Raw genomic sequence first — 20,129 nt, 5'->3', positions numbered from 1 at the left:
TCATGGAAACGACCAACTCGTCGCTTCCCCTAGCCCGTCCCGCCGGTGACGGCCCGCCCGGAGTTCCGCACCGGCACTCCATCCCGGTCCCGGAGAAGGCCCTGCCGCACCGGGAGACGTTCGCGGTCGCGGCCCTGGCGGGCCTGCTCCACCGCTACACCGCCGAGACCGACCTGCTGATCGGGCGGGCGGGGCGGGGTCCCGCCGAGACCGTCCGGGTGCGGGTGTCCGGCGACACGACCGCCGCGGAGCTGCTGGCCGCGATCGCGGCCGGCACCGCGGAGCCCGCCACCGGCGAGCCCTGCCACGCCGTCGTCTCCACCGGCGACGCCCTCGCGAACGGCGCCCCCGCGGGTGACGTCTCCGCGAACGGCCTCTCCGCCGGTGCCGTCTCCGCGAACGGCGCCTCCACCGGTGGTGCCGTCTCCGCGAACGGTGAGCAGCCGGGGCCGCGCGCCGCGCTGACCGTGTTCACCCGGGACGCCGACGCCCTCGACCTCGTGATGTCGCGGGCGGAGTTCGACGCGGACGCCGCCGCCCAGTACGCGCTGCACCTGGGACGGGTCCTCGACGCCATCGCCGCCGACCCGGCCGTCACGCTGCGGGACATCCCCCTGCTCACCGAGGAGGAGTCCCGGCGCATCCTCGTCGACTGGAACCAGACCGACGAGCCCGTACCCGCCCTCTTCTTCCACGAGGTCGTCGCGGACATCGCACGCCGGACGCCCGACACGGTCGCGGTGGCCTGGCCCGGTGGCCGGCTCACCTTCCGCGAGCTCGACGACCAGGCCAACCAGCTCGCCCACCGGCTCGCCGCACAGGGGGTCCGCCCCCGCGACCGGGTCGGGGTCTGCTTCCCACGCGGCGCCGAGAGCCTGATCGCGCAGCTCGCCTGCTTCAAGACGGCGGCTGCGGCGATCCTGCTGGACCCCGAGTTCCCCGACGACCGCGTCCGCTTCATGATCGAGGACGCCTCGGCCGTGGTGGTGCTCACCATGAGGGCCCACGAGTTCAAGGTGTCGGGGATCTGCCCGGTGCTCTCGCTCGACGGCACCGACTGGCGCGACGAGCCCACCACCCCCGTCAGCGAGCCGGTGAAGGCATCAGACCTCATCCACATCTGCTACACCTCCGGCTCCACGGGCGTGCCCAAGGCCGTGATGGTGCCGCACGGCGCGGCCCGCAACCTCATCTACAGCATGCGTGTCATCTGCGGTATCACCGAGGAGTCCCGAGGGACGTGGCTGGCGGCGCCCGGCTACGGCATGGTGGAGGTCGAGTGCTTCTCGGTCCTGGCCGCGGGCGCCACGGTCCACATCCCCGAGCCGTCGGTCGTGACCTCGCCCGAGTGGCTGCGCGACTGGCTCGTCTCCGAGCGGATCACCCACACCCTGCTCATGAAGGCGATGGCCGAACGGCTGTGGACGCTTCACTGGCCCGCCGAGACCGAGCTGGTCAACATCAGGATCTGCGGCGAGCGCGTGCAGTCGTGGCCCTCCGCCGACCTTCCCTTCCACGTGTTCAACCTGTACGGCTCCGCGGAGGCGACGGTGGTGGCCACGTGCGACATCACCCAGCTCGGCGTGGACCTCGGTGAGGAGGGACGCGCCCACCGCCTGCCCCCGATCGGGCGGCCGACGCCCAACGTCAAGGCGTACGTGCTCGGCGAGAACCTCGAGGTCCTCCCGCCGGGAGTCGTCGGTGAGATCTTCGTGGCCGGCGAGAGCCTGTCGGAGGGGTACCTGGGCCGGCCGGAGGCCACCGCGGAGAAGTGGCTCGCCAACCCGATGGACCCGGTCCGCCACCCGGTGCTGTACCGGACGGGCGACGTGGCGCGCTACTGGACCGACGGAAGCATCGAGATCGTCGGCCGTACCGACAACCAGATCAAGGTCCGCGGCAACCGGGTGCACCTCGGCGAGATCGAGGCCGTCCTGGCCGCACAGCCGGGTGTCGGCCAGGCGGCGGTGCTGGCCAGGAAGGACGGTCAGGGAGACGTCCAGCTGGTCGCCTACATCGAGCCGCGCCCCGGGCCCGTCCCCGAGGTGCGGGACCTTCGAGCGGCGCTGCGCCAGACGCTTCCCTCGTTCATGGTGCCGGCGGCGTACGTGGTCGGCGGCCTCCCGACGACGACGAACGGCAAGATCGACCGGACCGCGCTCCCCGAGCCGCCCCGGTCCCGCCCGGACGTCGGCAGCCCCTACCAGGAGCCGCGCAACGACATCGAGCGGACCCTGCAGCAGATCTGGGCGAAGACGCTGGAGCTCGAAGGCATCGGCATCCTCGACAACTTCTTCGAGCTGGGCGGTGACTCCCTGCGCGCGGCCCGCCTGACCGACCGGATCCGCGAGGCCTTCGACGTTGACGCCGACATCGACGACCTGTTCGACGAGGCGAGCATCGAGCGGATGGCCTGCACCATCGCGGCGGCGCAGAAGGGCTGACCCCCGATTTTCATGGAACGGCGCCGACGAAGCCGCCGACCCCCATGGAACAGCACCACAGAAACCCACCCCCCACGGAACGGCGCCAACGAAGCCGCCGACCCCCGTGAAACAGCACCACAGAAACCCACCCCCCACGGAACGGCGCCAACGAAGCCGCCGACCCCCGTGGAACGGACCCGCTGAAGAGGAACCGGCTCCGGCGAAACGCCGGGGCCGGTTCCTCGTGTCGCGGTCACCCTCTTCACAGCGCACTCTTCACACGGGGAGCCCCGATATCGCGCTCCCTCACCCCGCGCGCCTTCCCGCCATGTTTCTTCGCGGCCTTTCGCATCGCGACCCCGGCTCCGCCCTTTTCGCTCTCTCCCCATCCGCACCGGAGCCCGAACATTCGTTCCGCCAACATTTTTCCGCACCCCCCGCTTATCGTTCACATCCTGAGAAGAATGCCTTATCGCAGGGCCGTTGTCCCGCCCTTAACGGCGACCTACCGTAATAGACAACAGTCACAAGAATGGCCGTAAAACCGGAGTCGAAACCCGTTTCCTATGCGGGAAAAACGTCGTCGGCGACAACGGCATAAAGGCATTCGATTCCGGAGGTGTCAAGCGCATGCAGGCCGTCGTCGTCTGGTGGGACCTACGGGAGTCGGACCAGACCGTCGATTCGCTCCGCGCGTTCCTGCGCGACGAGGCGGTGGACCGCTTCGCCGGGATTCCCGGGCTGCGCCTGAAGTTCTGGATCTCCGACCGGAGCAGCGACCGCTGGGGCGCCGTGCTGCTCTGGGAGTCGGCGGAGGCCGCGGCGGTCCCGCTGCCGGCCAGGGCCGCCGAACTGATCGGATTCCCGCCCGTCCAGCGCTCCGTCTTCGATGTGGAGGCCACCACCGAGGGCATCTTCGACGTCGCCGAACTGGCGGGCCGTGGCCTGGCCCTGGAGGGATGACGAGGACATGGCGAGGATTCTCATTGCCGGTGGTGGCATCGGCGGTCTCGCGGCGGCGTTGAGCGTCGCCGATCGGGGACACCGGGTGATCGTGCTGGAACGCCAGCCCACGTTCGCCGAACTGGGCGCCGGCATCCAGCTGGCACCGAACGCCTTCCACGCGCTCCGCCACCTCGGTGTCGGCGAGGCCGTGCGCGAGCGGGCGGTCTTCATCGACGAGTTGCGCTTCATGGACGGCACCACGGGCGAGCGGGTGGCCAGCATGCCGCTGACCGACGGCTACCGGCGCCGGTTCGGCGACCCGTACGCGGTGGTCCACCGAGGTGACCTGTACCAGTCGCTGCTCGACGCCTGCCGCGCGTCCGGCGACATCGAACTGCTCGGCAGCCGGTGGGTCACCCGCTACGAACAGGACCCGACCGGTGTCACCGCCGTCACGGACACCGGAGAGCGCTTCACCGGCGCCGCCCTCATCGGGGCCGACGGCATCCGCTCGGCCGTCCGCCGTCAGCTCGTCGGGGACGGCAGGCCCCGGATCTCCGGGCACACCATCTACCGTTCGGTCATCCCCATGGAGAAGGTCCCCGCGGAGTTGCGGTGGAACACCGTCACCCTCTGGGCGGGCCCGAAGTGGCACTTCGTGCACTACCCGATCGGCGGCGGAAGGTTCCTGAACCTCGCCGCCACCCGGGACGACGGCGCCCGCGAGGAACTGGCGGGCGAGCCCGCGGACAGGTCCCACGTACTGGGCGAGTTCCCCGGCCTGAGCGAGACGGCCCGCGCCCTGCTGGAGCTGGGCGAGGAGTGGCGGACCTGGGTCCTGTGCGACCGCGACCCGGTCGACCGCTGGACGGACGGGCGGGTCGCCCTGCTCGGCGACGCCGCGCACCCGATGCTGCAGTACGCCGCCCAGGGCGCGTGCATGGCGCTCGAGGACGCGGTGGTGATCGGCAGGCTGCTCGACTGCGACGAGGACGCCTTCACCCAGCGCCTGGAGAAGTACAACGCCGAGCGCCGCGAACGCACGGCCAGAACCCAGCTGGTGGCCCGCGCGATGGGGGAACGCCTCTATCACCCGGCGGGCGCCGAGGCACGGGCGCGGAACGCGATGCTGTCCTCCCTCACGGTGGACGACCTGCACGACAAGGTGGCCTGGCTGCACGGCGCCCGCCACTTCGGATCCGGCCTGGACTTCGGCTCGGGCTCCGATTTCGGCTCCGGTGACCTCGGCGTGTCCGGGGAACACCTGGTGTCCGACGACCTCCGCCAACTCAGCCTCAGCAGTGAAGGAGTGGCCCGGTGAGCAGGTTGCGTTGGCTGACCGCGGGAGAATCGCACGGACCCGCCCTCGTCGCGACCCTGGAAGGGCTGCCCGCCGGTGTGCCGGTCACCACCGGCATGCTGGCCGACGCGCTCGCCAGACGGCGGCTGGGTTACGGCCGGGGCGCGCGGATGCGGTTCGAGATGGACGAGGTGACCATCCTCGGCGGCGTACGGCACGGGCTGACCCTGGGCTCGCCGGTCTCGATCGTGGTGGGCAACACCGAGTGGGCCAAGTGGGAGCAGGTCATGGCGGCCGACCCCGTCGGCCCCAAGGTGCTGGAAGGGCTGGCGCGCAACGCCCCGCTGACCCGGCCCAGGCCCGGCCACGCCGACCTGGCGGGCATGCAGAAGTACGGCTTCGGCGAGGCCCGTCCGATCCTGGAGCGGGCGAGCGCGCGGGAGACGGCCGCGCGGGTGGCGCTGGGGGCGGTGGCCCGCTCCTACCTGCGGGAGACGGCCGGGATCGAGCTCGTCTCGCACGTGGTGGAACTCGCCTCGGCGAAGGCCCCCGACGGGGTCCTTCCCGTCCCCGCGGACGCCGGGAGGCTGGACGCCGACCCGGTGCGCTGCCTGGACGCGGACGCGAGCAAGGCGATGGTCGCCGAGATCGACCGGGCCCACCGGGACGGTGACACGCTCGGCGGCGTGGTCGAGGTCCTCGCGTACGGGGTCCCCGTGGGGCTCGGCTCCCACGTGCACTGGGACAGGCGCCTCGACGCGCGGCTGGCGTGCGCCCTGATGGGCATCCAGGCGATCAAGGGCGTCGAGGTCGGGGACGGCTTCGAGCTGGCCCGTACGCCGGGGTCGAGAGCACACGACGAGATCGTGCCGACCCCCGAGGGCGTCAGGCGGACCTCGGGCCGCTCCGGCGGGACCGAAGGCGGACTGAGCACGGGCGAGGCGCTGCGGGTGCGCGCGGCGATGAAGCCGATCGCGACCGTGCCACGGGCCCTCGCCACCGTGGACGTCACCACCGGCGCCCCGGCGCGGGCCCACCACCAGCGGTCGGACGTGTGCGCGGTCCCGGCCGCGGGGATCGTCGCCGAGGCGATGGTCGCGCTGGTCCTGGCGGACGCGGTGGCGGAGAAGTTCGCCGGGGACTCGGTGGCCGAGACCCGCCGCAACGTCCGCGGCTACCTCGACCACCTGCCCATCGGCTGACACGTCCCCGGGGAGCGGCGGACCGAAGCACGGGCGGGCGGCCTGGCGAACGCCCCAGGACTTGTCGTCCCGCCTGCGGACCGACCGGCGCGCCTGATCCAGGTGGCGCCGGTCGTACCACGAGTCTCTGGTCGGCTGAGGTGTCCTGACGGCCGGCGGTCCGCGCCGCCGACGGAACGACCGGCGCGGCCGGTCGAGGTAGCGCCAGCTGTACCACGGGTCTCCAGTTCGCGGGATCGAAGTGATGATCTCCCCCGCGACATGCTTCAGGGGTCGGCAAGTGACCCTCGAACAAGGAGTTCCGATGTTCAGCCCTACCTCTCCCCGGTCCCGTTTCCTCGCCTGCGGGCTCGCCGCGATGATCGCCGTAGGTGCCGCCGCCGCGCCGGTCGCCGCCTCGGCCTCGACAAAGGCGTCGGCGACCGCCGGTTTCGACGACGGCGTGCAGAAGTCACTTGACGGGCTGATCGGCAAGGAGTTTCCCGGCGCGCTCGCCTCGGTCCGCGACCGCGAAGGTCGCGTCACCCGCTACACCGCGGGCGTCGGGAACCTGAAGACCCGGGAGGAGGTGCCGGCCGACGGCCGGGTGCGCATCGGCAGCAACACCAAGACGTTCGTCGCCACCGTCGTCCTGCAGCTCGTCGGCGAGGGCAGGATCAAGCTGGACGGACCGATCGAGAAGTACCTGCCCGGGATGATCCGCGGCAAGGCCGGCGACGGACGCAAGATCACCGTCCGCCAGCTTCTCCAGCACACCAGCGGCCTGCCCAACTACACCCGCTACATGCACGGGGACTTTTCCAAGATCCAGCATCGCTATGTCGAGGCCAGGGACATGATCGACGTGGCGCTGCGCCACAAGGCGTCGTTCAGGCCGGGCACGAGCTGGGAGTACAGCAACACCGGCTACCTGCTGCTCGGCCTGATCGTGCAGAAGGTCACCGGCCGGCCGATCGCCGAAGAGGTCACCAAGCGGGTCATCGACCGCGCCGGGTTGCGTGACACCTACTGGCCGGGCGTCGGCGACCAGACCGTCAAGGGCCCGCACCCCCGCGGTTACACGGTGAGCGAGCCCAAGGGCGAGTTCGTCGACGTCACCACGATGGACCCGTCCTGGGGCGGCGCGGCCGGCCAGCTCATCGGCACCCCGGACGACCTCAACACCTTCTTCCTCGCCCTCCTGGACGGCAAACTGCTCAAGCCCGCGCAACTGGCGGAGATGAAGAAGACGGTGAAGGCCCCCGGATTCCCCGAGGGCTGGCGGTACGGGCTCGGTGTGGTCAAGATGAAGCTGAGCTGCGGCGACACCGGATGGGGCCACGGCGGTGACATCGACGGCTACGAGACCCGCAACGCCGCCACCCCCGACGGCCGGGCCTCCGCACTCGCGGTCACCGCCCTGCCCGGCAGCGAGGCCGGAGCCCTGAAAGTCATCAAGGCTCTCGACACCACCCTGTGCGGGTAACGGGCGGCCGCCCTCTCGCCTCCGCGCCGTCCTGACGGCACGCGGAGGCGTCGCCGTTCCGGTGACACGGGACGCGGAGGCGCCGGTGACACGGGTGACCCGCAGGCCACGGGCGCGCTCGTCCGGATGTCAGCCGCGCTCGTAGGGGATCTTCTCGCCTGCCTCGATCGCGACCGGCAGCCGGTTCTCCTCCGGCGGCAGCGGGCAGGTGGCGAGGTCGCTGTAGGCGCACGGCAGGTTCGTGGCCCGGTTGAAGTCCACGGTCACCTGGTTGTCGGCATCGGGCACCCCGAGCTGCAGGACGCGGTTGGCGGCGTAGGTGGTCACGCCGGAGGTCGCATCGGTGAACAGGGCGATCAAGCTGCCCGGCGCGTGACCGTTGAACACCGTCAGGCTCAGCGTCTGCCCGTCGAGTTCGAACTCGACCCGCCCTGGCGCGTCGTAGACGTGCCTCAGCCCTTCCACCGCCGCCCCGACGTCCGTCGGCCGGGGCTCGTCGAACGGCAGGTAGCGGCCGACGACCAACCATCGCGGGTCCGGAGGGAACACCGGAGTGCCGGCGAACGCGACACGCAGCGGGTGATCCGGGTGTCTGGGCCTGACGATGTCATGCCCGCCTCGCTTGGCCACCTCGATCACCGCTTCACCCCAGGCGGCATTGATCGAACCGCGTTCGGGGATGTGGCCGAACACGTACCGGCCACGCACAGGCGTGCCGTCCACGACCAGTTCCTCCGCGTCGCCGAGGGTCACCACTACGCCCTCGCCGCCGGTCGACCACTCTCCTGGGGCATCCGGCAGGCGCTGCGGTTCAGGCGTCAGCCAGTGCAGGTTCGTGACGGCGAGGAACCCGTGGGGATCGGCCAGCGCTCTCTCGTGCCGGTGGTGCCAGTCCTGCCATTCCTGGACGTACGCGGCCACGTCGATCACTTTGGCTGCCATGGCTGCTCCTCAAGATGCGCGAGACCTTTCATACTATTCCTACCTTTTAGATTGGTTTATGTCCAGCGTTGATATTCGGACGACCAGAACACACTCAACCATCAGGTCCATCCCCTCGCGAGGCGACCACTGGACACTCGCCCCCCTCGAAGGAAACAACGGCGCACCACCGTGTGAAGGCCACGGACCGGGCGGCTCGGAGCCCTGAAGGTGATCAATGCCGCCGACACCACCCGGTGCGGGTAACGGGCGAGGCCCACTCGCCGCCGCCCGCCTGACAGCACGCGGAGGCGTCACCGTTCCGGTAAGTGGTGGCCTGTGACCGGAGGAGATATCACTGGGGACCGGAGGAGATATCACTGGGGATCAGAATCCCTCGGTGGTCACCATGGGGCCACCTGTCAGGTAGTTGATCAGCGCGGTGCGAGTGGTGGACACGAATGCCTGAGGTATCCGGTCTGCCGGGTGCCAGGCGACGCGTGCGTGTTTGCGAGGTTCGGCGTTGACCGGGGTGCCGCTCCAGGTGTCGGCGACGAAGACAACGGTGACGAAGCCGTTCGGCGCCTCGACACCCCAGGAGCAGTGGATGAGACCGGCTACTCGCAGGTCGGCGGGGTCTACGACCAGTCCGGTCTCCTCTTTCAGCTCGCGGACCGCGGTTTGGGTGATCACTTCGCCCTTGCTCGCCTTGCCGACGGGAAGGTCCCAGTGGTTGGGGGCGAACTTCGCTCCGGCCGCTCGCTGTATGAGGAGGACTCGTTGCCGCGTCCGATCGTGGACGATGACGGCGGCGACAAGGAGGGTGTGTGCTTCGAGCGCGGGGGGCAGGGCGGTGCCGGGCGCGGGCATGGACACGATCCTTTCACGCGGCGGTGGCCGCGTGCCGGATGCGCTGTTCCAGCAGGGCCGCGCCGGGGACTCGAACCCCGGACCCGTCGATCAAGAGACCGCTCCACGGATCGTGCGCCCGTTTCATCCGGATTGCACGGCACTGTTTCATGCCGTGGCGTACGACATTCGCCCGGTTCTGATGTCGACCCGTATCGCTGCGTGCCGGTTCATCGCGGAGCGTTGGAGCAAACACGGAGCCAACAGGGTGGATTAACAGCCGGGCGCGTGCGGCCCGACGATCATTGCCACGTTTCGGATCCTCGGTCGAGCGTAACAATCTCGCCTTCGGCCAGGCGGCGTGTGACTTCTTCCCACTCTCGGATGATGCGGCGTCGACCATCAGGAATGGCGGTCCAGTTTCGCCTCGTTACGACGCGGCCCTCGTACTCGGGTTCCCAGCCGAGGGCGTGGAAGTCACCGATGTCCGGGGCGTGGGTCTTGAGGGCGTGGACCGTGCGGCGGTGGAACCACTTGCTGATCGCGGTGATCTTCAGGCCAAGGTTCAGCGCTTCGTGGATATGGGCGGCGGCGTACTCGACGTTCTGCCAGGTGTTGGCCGAAGTGTCCTCGACCCGGATCACCTCGGTTGGGACGCCGTTCTCGGTCAAGGCGCGAAAGAACTCACGGCCTTCGACGATGCCGGTATGACGGTTGACGCCGCCGGTGACGATGATCAGGGGGGCGAGGCCGCGTCTGTATCGGTCGGCCACCAGGTCGGTGACTGGGCCGAGTTGGTTGGTGCCGAAGATGAAGTGGGCTGTGGGCAGGCCGTCGAGGGGCGGGGCCTGGATGTCCACGAAGGCGGTGATCTCTGCGATCCGATCCGCGCTGAGCTCACTGTCGATCATTCGGTGGTCCTTCGGGCGTTCGCGAGTTGATCAGCGACTTCACGGTATCGGGTGCCGTACTGGCGTGCCATCTGGCTGGAGTCCGTGCGGCTGAGTGAACGTTCGAGCTGGGCTGCCAGAGTCATGGTCGGCCAGACGTGGCGGTTGCTGTCGAGCGCGGCGAGCCCTGCGGAGGCTGCTTGGTCGATCTCGCCGGTGCCGGCATGCGCGAGTCCGAGGATGAGGAGGGACCGGGCGTAGCCGGAGGGGTTGCCGCCCTGTTGACGGCTTTCGCTGCGGTAACAGGTTTGAATCACTCGCTCGGTTGCGGCGGCCGCCTCGCGGTACTGCCCGGCCAGGAGCAGGGACGTCGCTGTGTACGGCGGATCCTCGGCTAGCGCTATCGAGTAGACGCCGGTGGTCGGAGCGTTCGCGGGCAGAGCACGGAGTGCGACAGTGGCGTGCTGCCTGGCCTCGGCTGACGATTGTGCGTCTCCGGCCATCGCGGAGGCGCGCATCTGGTGGGCGGCGAGTTTGGCATGGGCTACGGTGCCGATGGGCGCGATGTGCTGGCCCTTGGCCGCGAGTGCGGCGGCCTCATTGGGCAGCCTCTGGTAGTGCGCGATCATCGCTCGGGTCAGGTAGGCCCACCCTGCCAGTTCGGGGTGTCGTGCGTCTTCGCTCCGCCTTTCGGCGTCGGAGCACCACAGTCGGGCAGTGGCGTGTTCGCCCATGTCATGAGCGGCGACGGCCAGGAGCCCGGACAACCATCCGCAGATGAGGGCCAGTTGAGGGCTTCGCGAGGTGTTGTGGGCTCGATCAAGGACCGTACCGGCATAGGCGCGGACAGCCAAGACTTCGTCGTAAGCGCGATCAGGAGCGAGGATCGTCATCGACTGGGTGTAGTGGTCGACGAGTTCACCGAGGCCATCTGTGACGGTTCCGAGGTTGCCGTCTCCGATCACGTCGAGGGCACGGATGACCGGCGGGAGCGCGGCCAGGGTGAGCCCGCGCGCGAGGAAGGACCGACGGAGCACTTCGCTCACCTGCCCCCACTGGTCGAGACCATGTCCGGCGGACTGCAGATGCCCGCTCCTGCCCGCTGGGTCGGGCACGGTTTCACAGAGGTCGTTGACCTCGACTTCGAGTGCCAACGCCAGCGCGACGAGCCAGTCGTCGGGTGTCCGGAGCCCCGATTCCCATCGGTAGACGTAATTCGCGCTGACCGTGGTCGTCCCGGTCATCTCCCGGAGCTTGGCGGCGAGTCCGGCCTGCGACATTCCGGATCGCGCCCGATGGTGTTTCAGTCTGTCCGGTGAAAAGGAGAGTCGAGGGTTCACCTGCACGTCCTTGCCGTCAGGGGTGCCTGCCAGACTGCCTGCCTGGGACTGGCAGGTTCCATGATGCCTGACAGTAGCGGTTTCGTAACAGGTGAACGACCTCATCCGTACTGCCGCTGGAGGCCTCCGTGTCACCCGTCGATCCGACTACCAAAACCGAACACGCCCGGCTGCCCAGGCGCGGTGTGCCGCTGCTGCCGATCGAAGCGGTTTCGGCGTTGCCGACCCGCGCGCGTGAAGTGGTGGAGTACCGCAAGTCCGGGCTGTCGCTGAACCACGTCCAAGGGTGTCCGCTGGACTGCGCGTACTGCATCCGACACACCTACGGGCTCTGGGACTCCCGGCAGCCGCGCGCCCTCATGTCCGACACCGAAGCAGTCGACGAACTCGTCGGCCACCGCTATTTCCAGGCACACGTCACACCGGTGCAGATCTTCAACAGGGCCACCGACCCGTTCCTGCCGGGGGTGAAGGAGCACCTGTTCGCGTGCCTGGAGGACCTGGACGGCCGAGGCCTCACCAACCACGTGCTGGTGATCACCCGGTTCCAGGTGACGGAATCCGACTGTCAGGTCCTGTCGGCGCTGCAGAACCTCAAGGTGACGTTGCTGTTCACCTACTCGGGGATCGAGGACAAGCGGATCGAGCCATTCCCCTCGGAGGTTTCGGCCACCTCAATGAAGCTGGCCAGTGGGTATCGGCCACGCACGTACCGAACGGTGTTCTACTGGCGCCCCCTCGTGCCAGGCCTCAACGACAGCCCCGAGCATCTCGCGCGGGCCGCTGACCTGGCGAAGTTCGCCGACGCTGCCGTGTTCACCGGTCTCTTCTATCGTGCCGAGATCGCCGACTACTACAAGGCGAACGGGCTACCGGAGCCCTACCAGGGCACAGCCCGGCGGAAGATCGTACCGGAGACGCTGGAGCAGCGGGTCCTGCGAGCCTTCGCAAGGAGTGACAGTTCCGCGGCGCTCTTCCGCAAGACCTCCTGCGCGGTCTCCTATGCCCACGGGCTTCCCGACTACAACGGACACTTCGGCATTCGGGAATTGTGCGACATCTGCCCCGTCCGGCAGCTGCAGCTCTGCGCGGGCGCACATCAGGTACCGACGGCGATTCAGCTGCAAGAAGCCGCCAAGCCGCTGCCTGAGGCGGCAGGGTTGAAGGTGCTCAGTGTCACCGAACGAGCTGCGCAGGTGGAAGGCCTTCCCAGCGAGCAGCCCAGGTACTTCCTCCAACACAAGTTCGCCTTCCAGATCCACGACGCCGGGCACCCGCACCTGCAGCACCAGCATGGTCGCGCCGACATCGGATGGGAGAACAACTCATGACCTCAACCTGGACGCACCACCGGTACGCCGTTGTGGACGTGGAGGGCAACGGGCAGCAGCCCCCCGACCTTGTCGAACTCGCGATCGTTTCGATCATCGAAGGACAGATCGGGGATGCCCGGTCCTGGCTGGTCAAGCCTCCTCGGCCCATCACACCGATGGCCCGCCGGTTCCACCGCATCACCGACGTCCAGGTCTCGACCGCACCGACAGCAGAGGAGGTCGCCGCCGAAATCCGGAGCGAGCTGGACAGGGCGGTGTTCGTCGCGCACAACGCCCACGTAGACCTCGGGGTCCTGACCCGTACGCTGCCGGGCTTCACGCCTGTCGAGGTGGTCGACACTCTCAAGCTCGCGCGGCGGCTCCTTCCCGGTCAGATGTCCTACAAGCTCGGGCACCTCGCCGAAACCCTCTCGCTGACCGCTGGCCTGGGCGCGGATCTCCAGCCACACCGAGCCACCTACGACGCGCTCGTGTGCGCCCGGCTTCTCGCCCGCCTCGCCTCTCCGCCCGCCCAAACGGCATTGACCTTCGCCGCGCTCTTGGGGAAGGAGCCCGCTGATGACCCGGCTGAGACCCTTTTCTGAGCAGCGGCGCGGCCTGTTCGTGACCGTGGACGGCCCGTCCGGAACAGGCAAGTCAACGGTCGTCGCCGAGCTCGCCGCGTTGCTCACCGCAGACGGCGAGAAGGTTCACGTCACTGCCGAGCCATCAGGCGGCCTGATCGGCGGCCTCGCCCGGAGGCTGACCGAGAGCGTCAGTGGCCCGGCCCTCGCCTGCCTCTACAGCGCCGACCGCTACCACCACCTCGACCACGAGATTCGGCCTCGTCTTGACGCAGGACAGATCGTCATCTGCGACCGGTACGTCCCCTCCGGACTCGTCATGCAACGCTTCGACGGCCTCGATCCTGCCTTCCTCTGGAGCCTCAACTCCCATGCTGATCGGCCAGACCTCGCCGTCGTCTTGGAAGCCGATCCCCAGACCATCGCAGCCCGGCTCGCTGCCCGGGGCGCACACAACCGGTTCCAGCTCACCCCCGGTTCCTCACACGCAGAGACCCACTTCTACCGGCAGGCCTGCGACCGCCTGATCCGAGCCGGATACGACATCTTGCCCATCGACTGCACCGACGAACTGCCCGCGCAGCTCGCGGCGACCATTCGGGACCGGCTGCACGCCTTCTTCTCCATTCCCGACCGGGAGGTGGCCGATGCCCGCGACGAATGACACGTTCCTGATCGGCGGAGACCTTCCGGTCAACCGGCTCGGCCTGGGCACTATGCCGCTAACCGGTCCCGGCGCCTGGGGAGAGCCTACGGACCGCGCCGAAGCCCTTCGGGTGCTGCGCCGTGCAGTCGATCTCGGCGTCAACCTCATCGACACCGCCGACGCCTACGGCCCGCACGTCAGCGAAAACCTGATAGCCGAGGCTCTCCACCCCTACCCCGGTGACCTCGTCATCGCTACCAAAGGCGGCCTCACCCGCCAAGGCCCCAACCAGTGGGCACCCCTGGGACGACCTGAATACCTACGCCAATGCGTCGAGATGAGCCTGCGACGTCTCCGGCTGGAGACGATCGACCTCTACCAACTCCACCGCATCGACCCGCGAATCCCGCTCGAAGACCAAGTAGGCGCACTCGCCACACTGCAGGCAGAAGGTAAGATCCGGCACCTCGGGCTGTCCAAGGTCACGATCCAGGAGATCGAGCGCGCCCGGCGAAACGCACTCATCGCCACCGTCCAGAACCGCTACAACCTCGAAGATCGTGCCAGCCAAGACGTACTCGACCACTGCACCGAGCAAGGGCTCGGGTTCCTCCCCTGGTTCCCGCTCGCCCAAGGACGCCTCGCCCGGCCCCTCACAAACGCCGAACCCGCGACCAAGGCAGGGCAGTCTCCCAGTCAGCTCGCCCTGGCCGGGCTTCTAGGCCAGTCGACCGTCATGCTGCCCATACCCGGCACCTCAAAGGTCCATCACCTGGAAGAGAACCTCCAGGCAACCACGTGGGGAAAGGCGCAGCGGGAAGGCGAGGTCAGGAGGAGTCGGGCTTGACCTTGTGACGCGAGGTGTTCGTTGATGGATGCCCGCCGCACGGTTCACGGTGGCCGCGTCGCGGCCCGCCGGGTGGCGGAATCATGGAGGAGGATGCGCATGGTGAAGGGAAGGCTGGGCTGCGGCTCGGCGCAGGAGTGGTTGAAGGGGCCGGGCCCGCTGGTATGGCGTCGGACGTTCCCAGGGAGGACCGACCAGATTCGCGAGGCCCGTAGGCTCGCGGCGGTGCTGTTCGCCGGGACTGCTCGGGAGGATGACGTGGCGCTGATCGTGACGGAACTCTGCAGCAACGCGGTGCTGTACACGCGCTCAAGCCAGCCGGGTGGTTGGTTCGGGCTGGAGCTCGTCCTGGACGATCTGGCCTACGTCGCGGTCACCGACCTCGGCGGAGCGGGCGCCCCGTCGGTGCCGTCCCGGATGGCGCCCCATAACGAGCCGTGCCTGGGCGGGCGGGGACTGTTCCTGGCCTCGCAGCTCGCGTTCACGATGGGCGTCCACGGCAGCCCGGCGGTCGGCCACACGGTCTGGACCGACGTCGACATGCACGCTCGGCCCCACGCGGAACAGGCGACACCCCTCGCCTCTTAGGGGAGGCCCAGCCTGACGTTAACAGGCTGGCCCTCCTCGGCCAGGATACGCCGTAGATCCACCACATGAAGGCTCCTGCCGGACTCGCAGAGCGAGTCCGGCAGGAGCCTTCTGCTTCTCGGGTTGAGCCTCAAGGCCGGTCCCGTCAGCTCGTTCAACGAGATGGTGAGACTTCTCGTTTTGTGAGTGCTTTTAGGAACACGATCCAGCAGTTCAGGGCGCATCGGCTCCGCCGGAACGTCGAGCGCCTGGCCGCTGGGGAGGCGTGGTTGGGCTCAGGGTTCGTGTTCGTCACCGAGACCGGCGAGGCGCTGTTCCCCGGCGACGCAACTGCGGAGTTCAAGCAACTCGCAATGGAGGCCAGGCCCCCTCGTACGCCTCCATGACCTCCGCCACGGGGCCACAACGATCCTGCTCGCCACCGGATACGAGACGAAGGTCGTCCAGGAGACCCTCGGGCTGTCCTCGATCACCATCGCGGCCGACACGTACACCTCGCTCCTGCCCGACCTGGCGAGGCAATCCGCTGAGGACGCTGCGGCGGTTATCCACAATGCGCGGAGGAGCACACGCGCTTCATAGGCCAAGGCGCGACGGGCAGGGATGGTGACCGATACCCAGATCGGGTGGTCGCCCATCCCTGCTATCGCCAGAGGGCTCCATGCCTCACAACACCGGGAGTCCATCGCGGAACCCTGCCGTGGTGAGGTGGAGCATCAGCTCAGTGGGCTGTTCCGCCCCCGGTGGAGGACCGTTTGAAGGGGGCGACGGCTGGACCGCATTGCTTACCAAGGTGGTGATGAGTACATGCGGACGTCCGCGATCAAGACTGAGACGTCCCGCCCGCCCCCGCGCTCCGGACTCTGGCGTATGCCGAACCTGTACTATGGGCAACTTCTTCGCCAGGGATGCATCGGGTAGCTTCTGTCCTGCTTTAACCCCTCGCTGTCGCGAATTTTGTCAGTGTCATGGGGAATGATGCTGAGTGGGAGGAGACATGATCGAGGATTCGCCCAACACCGATACAACGATCACGCCGCCTGATGGATGCCGTTGGTGCGGGATAGAGGCCCGTACCCACTTCCAGCGTTGGCGGGCTCCGGTTGGGTGGCACACCTGGGAGCCTCCTACCACTGAGCAGAGAAAAACCCGGATGCTTGCGAGGCGTACCAGTCGGAATCGGGTGGTGCCAGGGGCCGGGCTTATCGCCCAGCCAGCTCCCTGAGCTGGGAAAAGACCTCCCGTAGCTGTGCGGGAACATCCTCTGGCCTGGTGAGAGAGGATGCCAGGTGATACATCATCTCGGGTTTCCCGCTCGGGCCGAACTCGCTTCTTTCCCTAAGTTTCATCTCGACCGCTTTGCTAAATTTCCTCTCGTAGCGGAGTGCCGCGAAGTCAGAGGGTGACCAGCCACCTTCGCAGGGCCATTTTTGGTTAGCGACAGACGCCCACGTCTCGTCAGAGAAGAGAGCCTCCAATTCACGGACTTTCTCGTCCCCGACAAGTTTAACGATCTTATCCTTCTGTTTGCCGAACACCCTGATGAGGTTGTCCTCCTTGAACATCTTCAGGGAATCGCTGTCGGAGTCGACCATGAGCAACACCGATCGTCCGTGCTTCACCAGGTACTGCGCCAGGAGGAACGCTCCCTCATTGTTGCCGCAGGCCCACAGCGCCACGCCCGCAGCCTGGAGGGACAGGCCCTCCGATCGGTGGAAGAGGAGTGGGATGCACTGCTGCTCCGTATCGCCCTCGACGGCGAGGAAGCACCGCTCATGAAGTAGGACGGTATTGCGGAGACCGACCGAGGCAGAGATCTCGCGTAGGTGTCGGTCGATCTCGTCGTGCTCGTCCGCGCCGAGTCGCTCGATCACGGTCCGCTCGTTGTCCAGACGCAGGTTGAGGACGTCGGAGATGTCCACGCCATCGATGAGGCTCATCGAATGCGTGGCGACGATCACCCGCACGTTCGGGATGGCGCTCTGCTCGCGGATCAATTGCATAATCTTGCGCTGGTGGTCGTAGTCGAGGTGAGTGTCTGGTTCGTCGTAGACGATGATGCTCTGGAGCGGAGGCGGAGTGGGTTCGCCGCCCTCATCGAGATTGACGGATGGAGCGCTGTTCGCCTCCTCGGAGAGCACTTCGCTCGTCCACTCCCAGATGGCGAGCGAGATGCGGCGGGCGCTTCCCTGCCCGGATCGGTCGAGCCGCACCGGCTCTCCCGACTTGCGCGAGATTTTCAGGGAAGCGGCGCTGAAGTTGTGGAACAGGGAGATCTCGGGGTCGACGGAGACTTCGCTCAGATCCGGGCAGCGTTCGCGGATGTGGTCGCACAGCGACTTCGCGTCCGTGCGGACCCTTTCCTGGAGTTGCTTTTCGATGTCTGCGATGTTGCCGGAGACCGCTTCGTCAGCGATGTGCTCCTTGAGCTTGCCCATGAGAGCCGTCTTGATCGCGTCCTCGGGCTTCGGCGTCCTCCCGTCGAAGCAGAGGAGGCGCGGGAGCCGCCTGAGTAGAGCTGCGGGGGCCGGCATCCAGCCCTCGGAGCTCGAGTTCTCCGCCGCGTAGACGCGTAGTGCGCTCGCCACATCCGCTTTTCTGCTACTGGCAGTCTCCAGCCCGAATTCCCTGGCGAGTTCCTTGAGCGCAGGGGCGAGCTGGCTCTGGAGGTCGTGCAGTCGACTATCGTCCGGGACGGGCAGCCAGCACTCGTACCGCGTGGTGGCATCCTTGTTCAGGACTCTACGGAGGCGCAGACTTGCTGGCAACAGGAATTCGGCGCGCTCCCAGGCATCGAGGTCGAAATCGCCCTCCACAAGGGTCGAGCCGCATCTGGAGAGCCTATGGGACACCTCGGTGGCTTCAGGCGGGCCGACCTCGTACGTCCGATCATCATCGGTCGGCTTGTACGTGCCGAGAAGGAAGGCCAGGGCATCCAGGATCGCGGTCTTCCCTCCATCGTTGTGCCCGGCGAGGATGGTCGGCCCACTCACAGGAATCCCGGTCACGTGGGTGAGCGACCGGAATCCTTCGATCGAGAAAGCCCTCAGCTGCACTGCGTCCCACCATCTGTTCCATGCCAGGCATCCTGGCTCTGTGAGCGATCCTGAACCTCACGTCACGACTTTTCCCCCGCGAATCGGGTTCAACAGCCGACACATCCGAAACACCATAAAGCATCCGTGAGGATCTCGCTCAAGAGACTCGGATTCCGCCATAGCGCACCTTGTCCCTCAATTCCCGGCCCACCGCCGACCAGGGATGTGGTTGGGCATCGAGCATCTTCCGAAAAAGGCTAGAAGGGACATTTCGGTACTGATAAACCGAGCCGTCGCTGAAGCGGATCAGCAGAACGCTCGTGGCTGGCTCATAGTGGACGCCCTGCAGGTGATCGGAGGCTATGGGAGTAAACACTGTGCCCATGTTTCACCATAGACATGATCAAATCTTGGAGACACGCCGGGCGAGTGTGGCGCATGGTGCGGAGCCCGTCTGGGCTGCCTGCGGAGATCTTCGTCTGACGCCGTCGGGTGCGGATAAGGAGCTTCGCGAGGATCATGACGTGATCAGGGCCGCCGTGGCAGCGCCCGGGTGATCGTTTGTGCCGAGGAGGCGGCGTTGGAGCCAACATGGAGCAAACATCGGGTGGAAAACGACATGGATCGGTGCATCGGAAACGCGAACAGCGCACCCCCTGTAATCAAAGGATGCGCTGGCCACGATGTTGTGCGCCGCCAGGGACTCGAACCCCGGACCCGCTGATTAAGAGTCAGCTGCTCTAACCAACTGAGCTAGCGGCGCTTGAAGCCCTTGAACAATAGCGCACATCGGGCGTGGCCTCGAAATCGTGACGGCCGCCGGCCGAGGGCGGACGGCGGCCGACGATGATCACCGGTTAAGGTAGAACAACATTCGGTCCTGTCCTGGGAGCACACATGTGGTTCGCCTCACCGAGCGACGCCGGAGAGCGGCTCGACGCCGCCGACTACCTCCCCGACGACTCCATCTCGACCTCGGTCTTCCTGGCGGGCGCACTCGGCAAACCACTGCTCACCGAGGGGCCCGCGGGGGTGGGCAAGACCCAGCTGGCCAAGGCCGTGGCGGCGACGACCGGCGCCCGGCTCGTCAGGCTGCAGTGCTACGAAGGGCTGGACGAGGCGAGGGCCCTGTACGAGTGGAACTACAAGAAGCAGCTGCTGCGCATCCAGGCCGGTCAGGGTGAGGACTGGGACGCCACGCACGACGACATCTTCACCGAGGAGTTCCTGCTGGAGCGGCCCCTGCTCGCGGCTATCCGCTCGGAGACGCCGACGGTCCTGCTGATCGACGAGATCGACAAGGCCGACGTCGAGGTGGAGGGGCTGCTGCTGGAGATCCTGTCCGACTACCAGGTGACGATCCCCGAACTCGGCACGATCACCGCCGTACGGAAGCCGTACGTGGTGCTGACCTCGAACGCGACCCGCGAGCTCTCCGAGGCGCTGAAGCGGCGCTGCCTGTATCTGCACCTGGAGTATCCGACGCCGGAACGCGAGCGCGACATCGTGCTCGCCCAGGTGCCCGCGATCGAGGCGAGCCTCGCCGAGCAGCTCGCCCGCACGGTCGCCACCCTGCGTGCCCTGGAGCTGAAGAAGTCGCCTTCGATCGCCGAGACGATCGACTGGGCCAACACCCTGCTCGCGCTGGGCAGGACCGAGCTGGACGAGGAGGCGATCGGGGCGACCCTCGGCGTCGTCCTCAAGCACGCCTCCGACCAGACGCGCGCCCGCAAGGAACTCGCTCTGTGAAGGGCACGAGAAACGGCGCGGGAAAC

At 67.5% G+C, this 20,129-nt stretch carries 19 protein-coding genes and 1 tRNA gene; 13 read left to right on the top strand and 7 right to left on the bottom strand.

Translation table 11 applies throughout. The features are described 5' to 3' along the window. Nucleotides 1-2 precede the first annotated feature (2 nt). From ACFY3D_RS33820 to ACFY3D_RS33800, 5 genes are all read left to right on the top strand, one after another. Nucleotides 3-2,444: an amino acid adenylation domain-containing protein gene (locus ACFY3D_RS33820; RefSeq protein WP_389987238.1), complete on the top strand. Its 2,442-nt coding sequence runs from the start codon at nt 3-5 to the stop codon at nt 2,442-2,444. Between the two features lie 612 nt (nt 2,445-3,056). Next, on the top strand, nt 3,057-3,389 hold the full coding sequence (locus ACFY3D_RS33815; protein ID WP_389987234.1) for a hypothetical protein: 333 nt from the start codon (nt 3,057-3,059) through the stop codon (nt 3,387-3,389). Between the two features lie 7 nt (nt 3,390-3,396). Continuing rightward, complete coding sequence (locus tag ACFY3D_RS33810) at nt 3,397-4,692, top strand: 3-hydroxybenzoate 6-monooxygenase (RefSeq protein WP_389987231.1); 1,296 nt, start codon at nt 3,397-3,399, stop codon at nt 4,690-4,692. A gap of 5 nt (nt 4,693-4,697) precedes the next feature. Then, the gene (gene aroC, locus ACFY3D_RS33805; protein ID WP_389987346.1) at nt 4,698-5,873 is read left to right on the top strand and encodes a chorismate synthase; all 1,176 of its coding nucleotides are present in this window, start codon (nt 4,698-4,700) and stop codon (nt 5,871-5,873) included. Nucleotides 5,874-6,177: 304 nt separating this feature from the next. After that, nucleotides 6,178-7,338: a serine hydrolase domain-containing protein gene (locus tag ACFY3D_RS33800; protein ID WP_389987228.1), complete on the top strand. Its 1,161-nt coding sequence runs from the start codon at nt 6,178-6,180 to the stop codon at nt 7,336-7,338. A 129-nt stretch (nt 7,339-7,467) separates the two neighbouring features. Here the strand turns inward: ACFY3D_RS33800 and ACFY3D_RS33795 are convergent, their stop codons facing one another. Together ACFY3D_RS33795 and ACFY3D_RS33790 are read right to left on the bottom strand one after the other, a co-directional pair. Further along, nucleotides 7,468-8,280, bottom strand: coding sequence for a DUF1684 domain-containing protein (locus tag ACFY3D_RS33795; RefSeq protein WP_389987225.1), 813 nt, complete (start codon nt 8,278-8,280; stop codon nt 7,468-7,470). Between the two features lie 366 nt (nt 8,281-8,646). Then, nucleotides 8,647-9,129 carry an NUDIX domain-containing protein gene (locus ACFY3D_RS33790; protein ID WP_389987222.1) on the bottom strand — a complete coding sequence of 161 codons (483 nt, stop codon included), beginning with the start codon at nt 9,127-9,129 and terminating at the stop codon, nt 8,647-8,649. On the opposite strand from ACFY3D_RS33790, the gene ACFY3D_RS33785 reads away from it, so the two are divergent. Next, nucleotides 9,128-9,385, top strand: a complete 258-nt coding sequence (locus ACFY3D_RS33785; protein WP_389987219.1) for a hypothetical protein — start codon at nt 9,128-9,130, stop codon at nt 9,383-9,385. The two genes, ACFY3D_RS33790 and ACFY3D_RS33785, sit on opposite strands and share 2 nt — an antisense overlap. A 25-nt stretch (nt 9,386-9,410) precedes the next feature. Here ACFY3D_RS33785 and ACFY3D_RS33780 read toward each other — a convergent pair whose 3' ends face one another. Both ACFY3D_RS33780 and ACFY3D_RS33775 read right to left on the bottom strand, forming a co-directional pair. Beyond that, nucleotides 9,411-10,019, bottom strand: coding sequence for a YdcF family protein (locus ACFY3D_RS33780; RefSeq protein WP_389987216.1), 609 nt, complete (start codon nt 10,017-10,019; stop codon nt 9,411-9,413). Next, nucleotides 10,016-11,443 carry a helix-turn-helix domain-containing protein gene (locus ACFY3D_RS33775; RefSeq protein WP_389987213.1) on the bottom strand — a complete coding sequence of 476 codons (1,428 nt, stop codon included), beginning with the start codon at nt 11,441-11,443 and terminating at the stop codon, nt 10,016-10,018. Before ACFY3D_RS33775 ends, ACFY3D_RS33780 begins: the two co-directional genes overlap by 4 nt. A 23-nt stretch (nt 11,444-11,466) precedes the next feature. On the opposite strand from ACFY3D_RS33775, the gene ACFY3D_RS33770 reads away from it, so the two are divergent. The 6 genes from ACFY3D_RS33770 (at nt 11,467) to ACFY3D_RS33745 (ending at nt 15,702) form a co-directional block, all read left to right on the top strand. After that, complete coding sequence (locus ACFY3D_RS33770) at nt 11,467-12,669, top strand: hypothetical protein (RefSeq protein WP_389987210.1); 1,203 nt, start codon at nt 11,467-11,469, stop codon at nt 12,667-12,669. Between the two features lie 38 nt (nt 12,670-12,707). Next, nucleotides 12,708-13,256 carry an exonuclease domain-containing protein gene (locus ACFY3D_RS33765; protein ID WP_389987207.1) on the top strand — a complete coding sequence of 183 codons (549 nt, stop codon included), beginning with the start codon at nt 12,708-12,710 and terminating at the stop codon, nt 13,254-13,256. Continuing rightward, entirely contained in the window at nt 13,231-13,899 is a 669-nt protein-coding gene (tmk, locus tag ACFY3D_RS33760) for a dTMP kinase (protein WP_389987204.1), read from the top strand. The genes ACFY3D_RS33765 and tmk overlap by 26 nt, the downstream gene beginning before the upstream one ends. Next, a complete protein-coding gene (locus ACFY3D_RS33755; protein ID WP_389987201.1) occupies nt 13,883-14,728 on the top strand; it encodes an aldo/keto reductase in 846 nt (281 codons plus the stop codon). The genes tmk and ACFY3D_RS33755 overlap by 17 nt, the downstream gene beginning before the upstream one ends. A gap of 99 nt (nt 14,729-14,827) precedes the next feature. Then, the gene (locus tag ACFY3D_RS33750; protein WP_389987198.1) at nt 14,828-15,316 is read left to right on the top strand and encodes an ATP-binding protein; all 489 of its coding nucleotides are present in this window, start codon (nt 14,828-14,830) and stop codon (nt 15,314-15,316) included. Between the two features lie 182 nt (nt 15,317-15,498). After that, nucleotides 15,499-15,702, top strand: coding sequence for a hypothetical protein (locus ACFY3D_RS33745; RefSeq protein WP_389987195.1), 204 nt, complete (start codon nt 15,499-15,501; stop codon nt 15,700-15,702). An 816-nt stretch (nt 15,703-16,518) separates the two neighbouring features. Here the strand turns inward: ACFY3D_RS33745 and ACFY3D_RS33740 are convergent. The 3 genes from ACFY3D_RS33740 to ACFY3D_RS33730 all read right to left on the bottom strand — a co-directional run bounded on the left by ACFY3D_RS33740 (nt 16,519) and on the right by ACFY3D_RS33730 (nt 19,117). Beyond that, complete coding sequence (locus ACFY3D_RS33740; RefSeq protein WP_389987192.1) at nt 16,519-18,372, bottom strand: ATP-dependent endonuclease; 1,854 nt, start codon at nt 18,370-18,372, stop codon at nt 16,519-16,521. A gap of 139 nt (nt 18,373-18,511) precedes the next feature. Continuing rightward, nucleotides 18,512-18,739 carry a KTSC domain-containing protein gene (locus ACFY3D_RS33735; protein WP_389987189.1) on the bottom strand — a complete coding sequence of 76 codons (228 nt, stop codon included), beginning with the start codon at nt 18,737-18,739 and terminating at the stop codon, nt 18,512-18,514. 304 nt (nt 18,740-19,043) lie between these two features. Further along, a tRNA-Lys gene (locus ACFY3D_RS33730) sits at nt 19,044-19,117 on the bottom strand. Between the two features lie 134 nt (nt 19,118-19,251). On the opposite strand from ACFY3D_RS33730, the gene ACFY3D_RS33725 reads away from it, so the two are divergent. Further along, a complete protein-coding gene (locus ACFY3D_RS33725; protein ID WP_389987186.1) occupies nt 19,252-20,103 on the top strand; it encodes an AAA family ATPase in 852 nt (283 codons plus the stop codon). Nucleotides 20,104-20,129 lie beyond the last annotated feature (26 nt).

It is taken from the genome of Streptosporangium sp. NPDC000509, from assembly GCF_042898365.1.
Taxonomy (GTDB): Bacteria; Actinomycetota; Actinomycetes; order Streptosporangiales; family Streptosporangiaceae; genus Streptosporangium.
The sequence above is the reverse complement of the archived record's forward strand: the minus strand, read 5'-3'. Positions and strand labels throughout refer to the sequence as shown.

Bases quoted from the DNA above. Each gene is read 5' to 3' on its own strand.
- ACFY3D_RS33795 (WP_389987225.1), bottom strand. From the start codon at position 8,280: ATGGCAGCCAAAGTGATCGACGTGGCCGCGTACGTCCAGGAATGGCAG.
- ACFY3D_RS33735 (WP_389987189.1), bottom strand. From the start codon at position 18,739: ATGGGCACAGTGTTTACTCCCATAGCCTCCGATCACCTGCAGGGCGTC.
- ACFY3D_RS33815 (WP_389987234.1), top strand. From the start codon at position 3,057: ATGCAGGCCGTCGTCGTCTGGTGGGACCTACGGGAGTCGGACCAGACC.
- ACFY3D_RS33755 (WP_389987201.1), top strand. From the start codon at position 13,883: ATGCCCGCGACGAATGACACGTTCCTGATCGGCGGAGACCTTCCGGTC.
- ACFY3D_RS33820 (WP_389987238.1), top strand. From the start codon at position 3: ATGGAAACGACCAACTCGTCGCTTCCCCTAGCCCGTCCCGCCGGTGAC.
- ACFY3D_RS33780 (WP_389987216.1), bottom strand. From the start codon at position 10,019: ATGATCGACAGTGAGCTCAGCGCGGATCGGATCGCAGAGATCACCGCC.
- ACFY3D_RS33775 (WP_389987213.1), bottom strand. From the start codon at position 11,443: ATGAGGTCGTTCACCTGTTACGAAACCGCTACTGTCAGGCATCATGGA.
- ACFY3D_RS33785 (WP_389987219.1), top strand. From the start codon at position 9,128: ATGGACACGATCCTTTCACGCGGCGGTGGCCGCGTGCCGGATGCGCTG.
- ACFY3D_RS33800 (WP_389987228.1), top strand. From the start codon at position 6,178: ATGTTCAGCCCTACCTCTCCCCGGTCCCGTTTCCTCGCCTGCGGGCTC.
- tmk (WP_389987204.1), top strand. From the start codon at position 13,231: ATGACCCGGCTGAGACCCTTTTCTGAGCAGCGGCGCGGCCTGTTCGTG.
- ACFY3D_RS33725 (WP_389987186.1), top strand. From the start codon at position 19,252: ATGTGGTTCGCCTCACCGAGCGACGCCGGAGAGCGGCTCGACGCCGCC.
- ACFY3D_RS33790 (WP_389987222.1), bottom strand. From the start codon at position 9,129: ATGCCCGCGCCCGGCACCGCCCTGCCCCCCGCGCTCGAAGCACACACC.
- ACFY3D_RS33750 (WP_389987198.1), top strand. From the start codon at position 14,828: ATGGTGAAGGGAAGGCTGGGCTGCGGCTCGGCGCAGGAGTGGTTGAAG.
- ACFY3D_RS33810 (WP_389987231.1), top strand. From the start codon at position 3,397: ATGGCGAGGATTCTCATTGCCGGTGGTGGCATCGGCGGTCTCGCGGCG.